The sequence below is a fragment of the Paraburkholderia sp. Tr-20389 genome (genome assembly GCF_017104565.1).
In the GTDB taxonomy this organism is placed as follows: Bacteria; Pseudomonadota; Gammaproteobacteria; order Burkholderiales; family Burkholderiaceae; genus Paraburkholderia.
In genome coordinates this window covers 18,941-30,717 of record NZ_JAAGPD010000061.1, presented here as the reverse complement: position 1 = coordinate 30,717, position 11,777 = coordinate 18,941, and the positions used below count along the sequence as shown (strand labels likewise).

The 11,777-nt window shown below is 64.4% G+C and carries 12 protein-coding genes; 5 read left to right on the top strand and 7 right to left on the bottom strand.

Features of this window, described 5'->3' with window-relative positions:
- Window positions 1–101: 101 nt before the first annotated feature.
- From G3N95_RS36605 to pxpB, 5 genes are all read right to left on the bottom strand, one after another.
- Window positions 102–1,058: a DUF979 domain-containing protein gene (locus G3N95_RS36605; protein ID WP_205974956.1), complete on the bottom strand. Its 957-nt coding sequence runs from the start codon at window positions 1,056–1,058 to the stop codon at window positions 102–104.
- Window positions 1,055–1,819: a DUF969 domain-containing protein gene (locus G3N95_RS36600; protein ID WP_205974955.1), complete on the bottom strand. Its 765-nt coding sequence runs from the start codon at window positions 1,817–1,819 to the stop codon at window positions 1,055–1,057. Before G3N95_RS36600 ends, G3N95_RS36605 begins: the two co-directional genes overlap by 4 nt.
- A 274-nt stretch (window positions 1,820–2,093) precedes the next feature.
- A complete protein-coding gene (pxpA, locus tag G3N95_RS36595) occupies window positions 2,094–2,846 on the bottom strand; it encodes a 5-oxoprolinase subunit PxpA (protein ID WP_205974954.1) in 753 nt (250 codons plus the stop codon).
- Between the two features lie 16 nt (window positions 2,847–2,862).
- Complete coding sequence (locus G3N95_RS36590; protein WP_205974953.1) at window positions 2,863–3,915, bottom strand: biotin-dependent carboxyltransferase family protein; 1,053 nt, start codon at window positions 3,913–3,915, stop codon at window positions 2,863–2,865.
- On the bottom strand, window positions 3,912–4,565 hold the full coding sequence (gene pxpB, locus G3N95_RS36585) for a 5-oxoprolinase subunit PxpB (RefSeq protein WP_205974952.1): 654 nt from the start codon (window positions 4,563–4,565) through the stop codon (window positions 3,912–3,914). Before pxpB ends, G3N95_RS36590 begins: the two co-directional genes overlap by 4 nt.
- Before the next feature lie 201 nt (window positions 4,566–4,766).
- On the opposite strand from pxpB, the gene G3N95_RS36580 reads away from it, so the two are divergent.
- On the top strand, window positions 4,767–5,279 hold the full coding sequence (locus G3N95_RS36580) for a winged helix DNA-binding protein (protein ID WP_012402253.1): 513 nt from the start codon (window positions 4,767–4,769) through the stop codon (window positions 5,277–5,279).
- Between the two features lie 707 nt (window positions 5,280–5,986).
- On the opposite strand, the gene G3N95_RS36575 is transcribed toward G3N95_RS36580, so the two are convergent.
- Complete coding sequence (locus tag G3N95_RS36575; RefSeq protein WP_205974982.1) at window positions 5,987–6,598, bottom strand: 5-formyltetrahydrofolate cyclo-ligase; 612 nt, start codon at window positions 6,596–6,598, stop codon at window positions 5,987–5,989.
- 31 nt (window positions 6,599–6,629) lie between these two features.
- Between G3N95_RS36575 and G3N95_RS36570 the strand changes: the two genes are divergently transcribed.
- The 4 genes from G3N95_RS36570 to G3N95_RS36555 all read left to right on the top strand — a co-directional run bounded on the left by G3N95_RS36570 (window position 6,630) and on the right by G3N95_RS36555 (window position 11,582).
- The gene (locus tag G3N95_RS36570) at window positions 6,630–8,603 is read left to right on the top strand and encodes a lytic transglycosylase domain-containing protein (protein WP_205974951.1); all 1,974 of its coding nucleotides are present in this window, start codon (window positions 6,630–6,632) and stop codon (window positions 8,601–8,603) included.
- A gap of 92 nt (window positions 8,604–8,695) precedes the next feature.
- Window positions 8,696–9,652: a complex I NDUFA9 subunit family protein gene (locus G3N95_RS36565; protein WP_205974950.1), complete on the top strand. Its 957-nt coding sequence runs from the start codon at window positions 8,696–8,698 to the stop codon at window positions 9,650–9,652.
- A 32-nt stretch (window positions 9,653–9,684) separates the two neighbouring features.
- Window positions 9,685–10,332 carry a glutathione S-transferase family protein gene (locus G3N95_RS36560; RefSeq protein ID WP_205974949.1) on the top strand — a complete coding sequence of 216 codons (648 nt, stop codon included), beginning with the start codon at window positions 9,685–9,687 and terminating at the stop codon, window positions 10,330–10,332.
- Entirely contained in the window at window positions 10,329–11,582 is a 1,254-nt protein-coding gene (locus G3N95_RS36555; protein WP_205974948.1) for a multifunctional CCA addition/repair protein, read from the top strand. The genes G3N95_RS36560 and G3N95_RS36555 overlap by 4 nt, the downstream gene beginning before the upstream one ends.
- Here the strand turns inward: G3N95_RS36555 and G3N95_RS36550 are convergent, their stop codons facing one another.
- Window positions 11,583–11,777, bottom strand: coding sequence for a DUF2905 domain-containing protein (locus tag G3N95_RS36550; RefSeq protein WP_012402247.1), 195 nt, complete (start codon window positions 11,775–11,777; stop codon window positions 11,583–11,585).

The window sequence follows — 11,777 nt, the reverse complement described above, 5'->3', positions numbered from 1 at the left end:
AAAGGGCGGCGCGCCTTTTCAAACGCGGCGTACGGACGGATCGCGAGTCTTGAAAACAGGCTGTCGCGAAACGCCCGCACGCTGGATCGGCGCGCCCCGTGCTACAGGAACATCAGGAAGTTGAGCAGGAAGATATTGACGACGAGCAGCGTGAGTGCCGTCGGAATCTGCACCTTGATCACCGCGTTCTTGTCGGGCAGTTCGAGCAGTGCAGCGGGCACCATGTTGAAGTTCGCGGCCATCGGCGTCATCAGCGTGCCGCAGTAGCCGGAGAACATGCCGATCGCGACCATCACGGCCGGGTTGCCGTGAAAGACGTTGACGAGGATCGGCACGCCGACGCCGCCCGTCATCACCGGGAACGCCGCGAAGCCGTTGCCCATCACCATCGTGAAGAGCGCCATGCCGATGCAGTAGACGGCCACGGCGATCAGCCGGTAATCGAGGCTGATGTATGCCGTCGTCACGTGGGCGACGGCCTTGCCGACGCCCGCGTCCGAGAACACGAGGCCGAGCATGCCCAGCATCTGCGGCAGCACGGCGGCCCACGACAGCGCGTCGACGAGACGCCGCGCTTCCTTCATCGACTGGCCGACGGTGTCGCGAGTCATCACGCACGCGAACGCCAGCGCGATCACGCAGCCGATGCCGAAGCCGATCAGCGTGACGTTCTTCTGCTCGATCAGCGCCGTGCCGCCGAACACCAGATGGCTGGCCGTCAGCGTGACGATCACGGTGACGACGGGAATCGTCAGCGCGGGGACGAAGAGCTTGTTGCGCAGGCGGTCGGCGCTCGCCTTGCGCGCCGCTTCGGACAGCACCTTCGGCTTCGCCGCCGTCACGCCGCCGAAGCCGGCGATCAGCGCCATCAGGATGACGAGCGCGCCGACGAGTTCGAGGGGCAGCTTGTCGCCGATCAGAAAGACCAGCGCGTAGATGATCCAGAAGCCGCCCGCCGTGAAGCGGCGCGGATGGTCTTTATCGATGACGATCATGCCGCCGATCACCAGCAGCACGATGCCGACCAGCCAGAACAGATAGTTGATGGTGAGCGTCATGCTTCGTCTCCCGTCGTCGCGGGCTTGCCCGTCGTGTTGTTATTGATGTTCGCGGCCGTCTGTTGCGCGGAATTGCCGCCCAGTTCGCGTTCGAGCTTGCGATCGAGCAGGTAGAGCCGGAAGCCGTGAATCAGGAACGCGCAGATGGCGGTCGGGATGCCCCACACGGCGACGTGCATCGGCTCGACGGTGATGCCCGCTTCCTTCAGGAACGTGACCATCAACACGATCGCGCCGAACGCGACGAAGATGTCCTCGCCGAAGAACAGGCCGACGTTGTCGGTTGCCGCAGAGAACGCGCGCAGCTTGTAGCGCACGCTATCGGTGAGCTTGCCGAAGCGCGTCTGCGTGGCGCCTTCCGCCATCGGCGCGATCAGCGGACGCACCATCTGCGGATGGCCGCCGAGACCCGTCAGGCCGACGGCCGCGGTCAACTCGCGCACGAGCAGATAGACGATCAGCAGACGCCCGGCCGTCGCGGCCTTGATGTTCCCGATCCACGCCTGCGCACGCTCGCGCAGCCCGTGCCGTTCGAGCAAGCCGATCACCGCGAGCGGCAGCAGGATGATGAGGGGAATGTTGCGCGTCTTGATGAAGCCGCTGCCGATCGCGGCGAGGATTTTGTCCGGCGGAAAGTGTGCGGCGAGCGCGGTGATGACGGCTGCGGCGGCCACGATCAGCATCGGGTTGAAGCGCAATACGAACCCGATGATGATGACCGCGACTCCAATGAGCGGCCATAGGTTGACGGTTGACTGCATCTAGATCTCCAGAGGTGGTCCTGCATTGGGACACCGCTCGTGGCGGCGAACTTTATGAAGCCGGGCGATGCGTGTCGGCCCGGTTGCCCTCGTTGCGTGCGGCTTCTGTGGCCGCCTCGCGCACTGCCCTGTCGTTGCTGCGGGTACTGCGATGCTGCATGGCGTACTGCCGAACTTCTGATGCGTCAAAAAGCCGTTGGCAACTATCTGTGTTGCTTTTGGCAAACGCCCCGCAAAAGCGGGGCGTCGACTGCTGCTTGACCGGCTGCGCGAATCAGGCGCGCGCTGCGTTGGCCGCGTGTACGCCGATCCCCGCTGCTTCGAGCGCGTTGCGGATGCGGCGCGCGAACGCGAGCGCATGCGGGCCGTCGCCGTGCAGGCAAATGGTCTGCGCGTTGAGCGGCACCCATTCGCCGCTCACGGCTTGCACGCGCTGCTCGCGCACCATCGTGAGCGTGCGGGCGAGCACCTCGTCTTCGTCGTCGAGCAGCGCGCCCGGCTCTTTGCGCGGCACGAGCGAGCCGTCGGCGCGATAGCCACGATCGGCGAACACTTCCTCGATCGCGACGAGCCCCACGTTGCGCGCCGCCGTGACGAGTCCGCTGTTCGCGAGCGCGAACACGGCTACTGACGGATCGAAGTCATGCACGGCGGAGACGATCGCGTCGGCGATGTTCGGGTCGCGCGCGGCCTGGTTGTAGAGCGCGCCGTGCGGCTTGACGTGCGCGATGCGGCCGCCTTCCGCCTGGGCGATCGCCGACAGCGCGCCGAGCTGATACAGCACGCCGGCGTAGATCTCGCCCGCAGGCAAATCCATTTCCTTGCGGCCGAAGTTTTCCGGGTCGTTGAAGCTCGGATGCGCGCCGATCGACACGCCTTTCTCCACGGCCCAGCGCACGCATTCGCGCATCGCGTTCGGTCCGCCTGCATGCCAGCCGCACGCGATATTCGCCGAGCTGACGAGATCGAGCAGCGCCTCGTCGGAGCCGCATCCTTCGCCGAGATCGGCGTTCAAGTCGATTTCCATGATGTCCTCGTTGGTCTTACACCGCTGCGGACGCGGCATCGCGCGCGCAGCGTTCTTCATGCATGCCGATTGCGGCGTCGATCTGCCGCAGGTACTTGCGTTCTTCGATCAGCGCCTGACGCGCCTCGTACGGCGTGGTCGGAATGAAGCGCACGGCGCCGTTCAGGCGCACCTGCGCGAGCTTCCACAGATCCGCGTGAATCACCGCGCCGATCTTCGGATAGCCGCCCGTGGTCTGCGCGTCGCTCATCAGGATGATCGGCTGGCCGTTCGGCGGCACCTGGATCGTGCCGGGCATCACCGCGTGCGAGAGCAGATCCGTCTTTTGCGTGCGCTTCAGTTCCGTGCCTGACAGCCGGTAGCCCATGCGGTTGCTGTTCGGTGTGACGAGCCATTCGTCGTTCCAGAAGGTTTCGTGTGCGTCGGGCGTGAACGTGTCGTACTCGGGGCCGGTCAGCACGCGAATGGGCGGCGCCCACGCGACGCCCGACGGATGCCGGCCGCGCCGCACGGGTTCGTCGACGAGCACGAACTTGCACCACGCAGGCGCTTTCACGCCGAACTCGGGCGCATCGGGCGAAAAGCCGGACCCCGCGCCCGTACGCGGCGCGCCGATCGGCAGCCGGTCGCCGTCGCGCAGCGCGCGGCCGCCGAGTCCGCCGAAGCCCGCTTGCAGATCGGTGCTGCGAGAGCCGAGCATCGGCAGCACGTCGATGCCGCCCGCGATGCACACGTAGCCGCGCATGCCGCGTTTGGCTGCGTTCAGGGTCAGCTCCTGGCCGGCCTTCACGGGCAGGCTCCAGTACGAATAGACGGGCTTGCCGTCGAGTGTCGCGCCGAAGTCTGTGCCCGTAATCGCGACGCGCGTCGCGCGCGGAAAGCGCAGCACGGTCGGGCCGAAGGTGATTTCGAGCCCGGCGGCATCGGGCCGGTTGCCGACCAGCCGGTTGCCGACTTCGAGCGACAGCCGGTCGAGCGCGCCGCCCATCGCGACGCCGAGATGCCGGTGACCGTGCCGGCCGAGATCCTGGATCGTGGTCAGAAGACCCGCGCGTATCACGTCGATCATGCGTGCAGCCCCGCGATGGTGAAGCGGACGCGATCGCCCGGTTGCAGGAGAGTGGGCGGATTGCGCGACGGATCGAAGAGCTTCTGCGCCGTGCGGCCGATCAGTTGCCAGCCGCCCGGCGACGTCGCCGGATAGATGCCCGTCTGTGCGCCGCCGATGCCGACCGAGCCGGCGGGCACTTCGAGCCGCGGCTCGCTGCGGCGCGGCGTGTGCAGCGCTTCTTCGAGCCCGCCCATGTAGGCGAAGCCGGGCTGGAAGCCGAGAAAGAACACGACGTAGTGGCCGCCCGCATGGCGCTCGACGACTTCGTTCACGGTGAGGCCGGTGTGATCGGCGACCGCCTTGAGGTCCGGGCCGTACTGGCCGCCGTACTGCACGGGAATCTCGACTTCGCGGCCTTCGGCGGGCGCGGCGCTGGCGCCGTCCCACGCTGCCTTGAGCCTTGCCGACAGGTCGTCGGGATCGGCTTCGAGCGGGTCGAAGATCACGGTCAGGTTGTTCATGCCCGGCACGACTTCGAGCACGTGCGGCCAGTCGCGCGCGGCCTGCGCGGCCGACCACACGCGGCGCTGGCAATCGAGCGTGGCAGGCGGCGGCGCCTCGCAGACGAGGGCGGTGTCGCCGAGGGGGAAGATGCGAGCTTCAGTCATCGCGGGTTGATGTCACGTTCCTGGGTGGGGGCGAGAAGCCGCATACATCCGAAAATGCCTGCCGATCTCTCGCGATAGGTTAGCGTACATTCTCAATAAAATATCGACAATTTATCAATAAGCGATGTCCCCAGGCTCGCCCGCGTCTGATGGAAGTCGTACACTTCGCTCAACCATCACGCTTCCCCAAGAAAAATCATCATGGCGCGCCATCCGACCAAAATCGTCTCATCGGAGCATCTTGTTTCTGAGTTCAGTGCGGAATTGTCTGAACTGGAATATGGATTGATCATGGCGAGCAACGCATTCAACCGCTGGATGGTCCGTTGCATGGCGGCGGCTGGTGACAAGGACATGACGGCGATCGAGGTGTCGCTGCTGCACCATGTGAGTCATCGTGAGCGGCGCAAGAAGATTGCCGACATTTGTTTCGTGCTGAACATCGAGGACACGCACGTTGCGACGTACGCGCTCAAGAAGCTCGTAGCTAGAGGGTATGTAAAAAGCGAAAAGACCGGCAAGGAGGTGTTCTTTTCCGCGACGCAGGCGGGGCGCGACCTGTGCATGAAGTATCGCGAGGTGAGGGAGAATTGTCTGATCGCGACGTTGAAGGAGAGCGGGCTCACCAATGAGCAGATCGGGGAGGCGGCGCAGTTGATGCGGAATGCTTCTGGGATGTATGACACCGCTGCGCGGGCGGCTGCTTCTTTGTAGTGGGTTCTTGCCTGCGGCGCGGCGTCGCCGTTTTTTCGCTCGCTGGCATCCGCGCGATGCCTTCGTACTTCATGCGTTGCCCCTGTGCGGGGCGGCACCTACTTTTCTTTGCCGCGGCAAAGAAAAGTAGGCAAAAGAAAGCCGCTAACACCGCCAGCCCGTGTAATTGCCCAGGAGCCCCATCGTCCCCGTCCTTCTTGCAGCAACACGTTGTTTCGTGCCCGTTGCCAACGCACTGAACCGGCGCATCACCCACTCCAATCACCCGCAGGCAGCCAGCGTCAGCGAATCGTCCGCGCCGCCCAGGTGGCAAACTGTGTGTAGGTTGTCGCATCGCATGCGTTGGCGATCCTACGACACCGATCCCGGTTTTCAGTCCGGAGTGGTGCACTTCCATCGCGACGGCCTGCACACAGTTTGCCACCTGGGTGGCGGTCGACTTCTGGTAACGCGATCAATGACGCGGGAGTGTGAAGCGGGTGATGCGTGAGTTAGCACGCTGGCAACGGGCGCGAACAAGCACGTTGCCGCGTGGAGCGTAAGAACTGGTGGGGGCCCGCAGGCAAAAACAAGGATTGGCGGTGTGAGCCCGCTTTCTTTGCTTACTTTCTTTGCGGCGGCAAAGAAAGTAAGTGCCGCCCCGCACAGGGGCAACGCATGAACGACCAACACCAAATCGCGGATGCCAGCGAAGAAACCCAACCCGCCTACTCCGAACCAGCCGGCGCGCGATACGCCCGAGTATCAGTAATGACAACATCGAGCGGAATATCATGCGCCTCACGCGCAAGAGAATCTGTACGACACGCTTCATACGCAACACCCACGGTCACGGGCACCGTGCCACCGGCATTACGAAACGCAGCGAGCGTACGGTCGTAGTACCCGCCACCGTATCCAAGCCGATACCGATCGGCATCAAACCCGACACACGGCACAAAAAGCAAATCAGGCACGATGACCTCGCCGGATGTCGGCTCATGAATCCGATGAGCCCCGACCTGCATCGGCATATCCGGCGTCCACACATGAAATTCGAGCGGCTTGTCGCGCCCCGTGATGACGGGCAAGGCAGCGCGCCGCGAACCATCGCCCGAAAGCCAGACGGCAATCGCATCGCGGATGTCGAATTCACCCGACAACGGCCAATACAACCCTACACTTGCGGGCGCATGGACCGTTAACACATCAAGCACTCGACGGCTCAGCGCGTCGTTGTTCGCTGCCTCGCGAGCCGCATGCAGCCGCGCTTCCAGCAGTGTTGCGCGCAGCTCCTTTTTCGATTTCGCCGCGGGGTTGCATGCTATGCTTGAGTTCAATTCGCGCTCCAGAAACGCTCTAGAAATAACGATGTCCAAACGCCTCTTCCGAGTATATCGCGCGGCCAGTCTGGCGCTCGCCGCGGCGGCACTCGTCGCGTGCAGCACGGCCTCCGCCGTCAAGCCGATCCAGCTTTCCCAACTCACCAACGACGACCAGATTTTCGTGCAGTTGCGCGAGGCAGCGCGCAACAACGACGCAGGCCGCGCCGCGCAACTCGCGGCCATGATCCCGGATTACCCGGCGCCCGCGTATCTGGAATATTTCCAGTTGAAGCCGCAGCTGTTCGACGGTTCGGGCCACCCGCGCATCGACGCAGCCGACGCACCCGTGCTGTCGTTCCTGCAACGCTACGACGGCCAGGCCATCGCCGACCGCATGCGCAACGACTACCTCGTCGTGCTCGGCGCGCGGCACGACTGGCGCAACTTCGACCAGCAATACGCGCGCTTCGTGCTGAACGACGACACCCAGGTGAAGTGCTACGCGCTCGAATCTCGCGCGGCCAAGGGCGAGAACGTCACCGAGGCAGCGCGCGCGCTGCTCGTCGAGCCGCGTTATTACGGCGACGGCTGCGTCGACCTGATCACCTCGCTGGCGATCAACCAGCAGTTCACCACCGACGACGTGTGGCAGCAGATCCGTCTCGCGTATGAACAGAATCAGACCAGCACGGGCACGAAGCTCGTCGACGCGCTCGGCAACAACCGTCCCGATCCGACGCTGTTCGACCAGGCCGCGAACACGCCGCCGCTGCTGCTCGCGCGCGGCGTCGGTGCCGATCCGCAATCGCATCAGCTCGCGCTGCTCGCGATCACGCGCATGGCCCGCAACGATCCCGCCATGGCAGCCGCCACCTTCGGCTCGGTCGCGCCTTCGCTGACGTCGCCCGAACGCGCGATCGGCTGGGGCACGATTGCCTATCAGGCCGCTGCGAAGCAGATGCCGGGCGCCGTCGACTGGTATCGCCTGTCGGCGAATGCGCCGCTGTCCACGCCCGCTTACGAATGGCGCACGCGCGTCGCGCTGCTCGCCGGCGACTGGACGATGGTGCGCTGGTCGACCGAGCAGATGCCGCCGTCGCTGCGCAGCCAGCCTGCGTGGACCTACTGGCACGCGCGCGCGATCAAGGCCGCGGGCGACGTCACGACGGCCAATCAGGAATTCGAGTCGATCGCACAGCAGTACAACTTCTACGGCCAGCTGGCCGGCGAAGAACTCGGCCAGAAGACGGTCGTGCCGCCGAAGACCACGGTAACGGACGCCGAAGTCCAACAGGCGGGCAATACGCCAGGCTTCGCGCTTGCACAGAAGTTCTATCAGCTGAATCTGCGGCTGGAAGGCAACCGCGAATGGAACTGGCCGCTGCGCAACATGACCGACCGTCAGCTGATCGCCGTCGCCGAATACGCGCGCCGTATCGAACTGTATGACCGCGCGGTGAACACGGCCGATCGCACGAAGACCGAGCACGACTTCTCGCTGCGCTTCCTGTCGCCGTTCCGCGATATCGTCGAGCGCGACGCGCAGTCGAACGGGCTCGATGTCGAATGGGCCTATGGTCTGATCCGTCAGGAGTCCCGCTTCATCATGAATGCGCGCTCCGAAGTCGGCGCGAGCGGCCTGATGCAGCTGATGCCGGGCACGGCGCAACTGGTCGCGAAGAAGATCGGTCTCGGCACGATCTCGCGCGCGCAGATGAACGACATCAACACCAATATCCTGCTCGGCACGAACTATCTGTCGATGATCTACAATGAGTTCGACGGGTCCGCCGTGCTCGCCACGGCGGGTTACAACGCAGGTCCGGGCCGTCCGCGCAACTGGCGCGCGTCGTTGCCGCGCGGTGTCGAAGGCGCGATTTTCGCGGAAGCGATTCCGTTCCAGGAAACGCGCGACTACGTGAAGAACGTGCTGTCCAACACGGTCTACTATGCGGCGTTGTTCGAAGGCCGTCCGCAATCGCTGAAGGCGCGTCTGGGTTATATCCAGCCGTTGCAGTAACGATGCGCCATGCCGCCGCCGCGTGACACCTCACGCAAGCGGCGGCATTCGAACCTCAGCCGTTGCCGCGGCTTCCATCAGGGAGTCGAAAAATGCGACATCAAACCATCGCGGTCATCGGCGGTTCCGGTTTTATCGGCAGTCATCTCGTCAATGCGCTCGTCGAAATCGGCAAGACGGTGCGCATCGCCACCCGCCGCCGCTATAACGCGCGGCACCTCACGCTGCTTCCCATCGACGTCGTCGAAACCGATGTGTTCGATCCTATCCAGCTCGCGCGTTTCGTCGAGGGCGCGGATGCCGTCGTCAATCTGGTCGGCGTGCTGCACGGGCGTCGCGGCGATCCGTATGGACCAGAATTCGCGAAAGCGCACGTCGAATTGCCGACGAAAATCGTCTCCGCCTGCGAAGGCAAGGGCGTGCACCGGCTGATCCACGTCAGCGCGATCGGCGCCGATCCGCGCGGGCCGAGCATGTATCTGCGTTCGAAGGGCGACGGCGAGCGGGCGGTTCACGCATCGTCGATGCTGGCGTCGACGATCTTTCGACCTTCCGTCGTGTTCGGTCCCGAGGACCAGTTCCTCAACAAGTTCGCGTTTCTGCAGCGCATGTTTCCCGTCATTCCGCTCGCGAAAGCCGACGCGCGCTTTCAGCCGATCTTTGTCGGCGATGTCGCGAAGGCGATCGTGAACGTGCTGGATCTCGACGCATCGACGGGGCGCACGTACGAACTGGGCGGTCCTTCCGTCTATACGCTCGAATCGCTCGTCGAATATTGCGGCGAGGTGATCGGCAAGCATGCGCGCATCATGCGCTTGCCCGACTCGCTCGCGCGTCTCCAGGCGCTGTCGTTCGAACTCGCGCCCGGCGAACCGGTGCTGTCGCGCGACAATCTCGACTCGATGAAAATCGATGCCGTGCTGAGCGCGCCGCTCGCGCCCGAACTCGATATCGAGCCCGCCAGCATCGAAACCATCGCGCCCGTGTATCTGACGGGCTCGTCGTTCCGTTCGCGCTTCAACGCATTCCGCGCGAGCGCGGGCCGTTAAACTGTTCCGTTCAACCCACTCTATCGCGAAGCATGAAACTCGTTATCGGTGACAAGAACTATTCGTCGTGGTCGATGCGGCCGTGGCTCGTGCTCAAGCACTTCGGCATTGCGTTCGAAGAAGTCATGATTCCGCTGTTCGAAGCAGAGAGCAAAGCGTCGATCCTCGCGCATTCGCCTTCGGGCAAGGTGCCGTCGCTGTCGACGGACGACGGCGTCACCGTGTGGGATTCCCTCGCGATCTGCGAGACGCTGGCCGAACGCTATCCGCAGCACGCGTTGTGGCCGCGCGACCCCGTCGCGCGTGGCCGTGCACGGAGCGTCAGCGCCGAAATGCATTCGGGTTTCGGCGATCTGCGCTCGAACATGTGGATGAACATTCGCGCGTCGTTCCCGGGGAAGGGCGCGACGCCCGGCGCACTCGCCGACATCGCGCGCATCGACGCGATCTGGAGCGAGTGCCTCGACACCTACGGCGGTCCGTTCCTGTTCGGCGACTTCACGATTGCCGATGCGATGTACGCGCCCGTCGTGATGCGCTTCAATACGTGGCAGCCGAAGCTGTCGGAAGCGGCGGCCGCTTACGCGCGTCGCGTGACCGAACAGCCGGCCGTTGCCGCATGGATCAGCGATGCCTTGCGCGAAGGCCATGACATCGCCAAGTACGACGTTTGCGCATGAATATCTACGCAGTAGGCGGTGCGATCCGCGACGAACTGCTCGGCATGGCCGTGCAGGATCGCGATTATGTCGTGGTCGGCGCGACGCCCGAGCAGATGATCGCGCAGGGCTTTCGTCCCGTCGGCAAGGACTTCCCGGTTTTCCTGCATCCCGACACGCATGAGGAATACGCGCTCGCGCGCACCGAGCGCAAGACGTCGGCGGGTTATCACGGCTTCCAGTTTTTCTACGCACCCGATGTGACGCTGGAAGAAGACCTCGCTCGGCGCGATCTCACCATCAACGCCATGGCTCGCGAAGTCACGCCGGACGGCAATCTGATCGGCCCGGTGATCGATCCGTTCAACGGTCAGGAAGATCTGAAGCACCGCGTGTTCCGGCATGTCAGCGACGCGTTTCTCGAAGACCCGGTGCGCATCCTTCGCGTCGCGCGCTTCTCGGCGCGCTTCACGGATTTCAGCGTCGCGCCCGACACGCTGGCGCTAATGCGCAAGATGGTCGATGCGGGCGAAGTGGATGCACTCGTGCCCGAGCGCGTGTGGCAGGAGCTGTCGCGCGGCTTGATGGAGAAGAAGCCGTCGCGGATGTTCGAAGTGCTGCGCGACTGCGGCGCGCTTGCGCGCATTCTGCCCGAGATCGATGCGCTGTACGGCGTGCCGCAACGCGCCGACTATCACCCGGAAGTGGATACGGGCGTGCACGTGATGATGGTGGTCGATCACGCGGCCGCGCAGAACTATGCGCTGGCCGTTCGCTTCGCGGCGCTCACGCACGATCTCGGCAAGGCGACCACGCCCGGAGATGTGTTGCCGCGTCATATCGGCCACGAAGGGCGCAGCGTGGATCTGCTCAAGCCGTTGTGCGAGCGTCTGCGCGTGCCGAACGAATCCCGCGATCTCGCGCTGCTGGTGGCGCGCGAGCACGGCAATATTCATCGCGTGATGGAGACGAAAGCGGCGGGTCTTGTGCGGCTGTTCGAGCGCAGCGACGCGCTGCGCAAGCCGGCGCGTTTCGCCGAGGCGTTGCAGGCCTGCGAGGCCGACGCGCGCGGGCGGCTGGGCTTCGAGGCGAAGGCGTATCCGCAGGCCGAGCGCCTGCGTCAGGCGCTCGTCGCGGCGCGTGCGGTCGATGCCGGCGCGGTCGCGAAGTCGTACGAAAACAATCCGGCGAAGATCAAGGACGCCGTGCACCGCGAGCGCGTGCGGGCGGTGGCGAAGGCGCTGAACGAAGCGCCTTCCGAGGAAGCGTAGTTAAAGCAGCCGGGCGATCAGCGACAGCAGCATCGACAGCACCAGCGTCGACATGAAGGGAAACGGATATTCCTTCCCGAACAGCCGCAATGTGACATCGCCCGGCAACCTGCCGATGCCCAGCTTGCGCAGCCACGGCCAGCACGACGACAGCACGGCCACCGCGATGAAAGTAGTCAGCAGCCAGCGGATCAT

Bases quoted from the DNA above. Each gene is read 5' to 3' on its own strand.
- G3N95_RS36600 (WP_205974955.1), bottom strand. From the start codon at position 1,819: ATGCAGTCAACCGTCAACCTATGGCCGCTCATTGGAGTCGCGGTCATC.
- G3N95_RS36590 (WP_205974953.1), bottom strand. From the start codon at position 3,915: ATGATCGACGTGATACGCGCGGGTCTTCTGACCACGATCCAGGATCTC.
- G3N95_RS36565 (WP_205974950.1), top strand. From the start codon at position 8,696: ATGCGACATCAAACCATCGCGGTCATCGGCGGTTCCGGTTTTATCGGC.
- G3N95_RS36605 (WP_205974956.1), bottom strand. From the start codon at position 1,058: ATGACGCTCACCATCAACTATCTGTTCTGGCTGGTCGGCATCGTGCTG.
- G3N95_RS36580 (WP_012402253.1), top strand. From the start codon at position 4,767: ATGGCGCGCCATCCGACCAAAATCGTCTCATCGGAGCATCTTGTTTCT.
- G3N95_RS36570 (WP_205974951.1), top strand. From the start codon at position 6,630: ATGTCCAAACGCCTCTTCCGAGTATATCGCGCGGCCAGTCTGGCGCTC.
- G3N95_RS36555 (WP_205974948.1), top strand. From the start codon at position 10,329: ATGAATATCTACGCAGTAGGCGGTGCGATCCGCGACGAACTGCTCGGC.
- pxpA (WP_205974954.1), bottom strand. From the start codon at position 2,846: ATGGAAATCGACTTGAACGCCGATCTCGGCGAAGGATGCGGCTCCGAC.
- G3N95_RS36560 (WP_205974949.1), top strand. From the start codon at position 9,685: ATGAAACTCGTTATCGGTGACAAGAACTATTCGTCGTGGTCGATGCGG.
- pxpB (WP_205974952.1), bottom strand. From the start codon at position 4,565: ATGACTGAAGCTCGCATCTTCCCCCTCGGCGACACCGCCCTCGTCTGC.
- G3N95_RS36550 (WP_012402247.1), bottom strand. From the start codon at position 11,777: ATGATCCGCTGGCTGCTGACTACTTTCATCGCGGTGGCCGTGCTGTCG.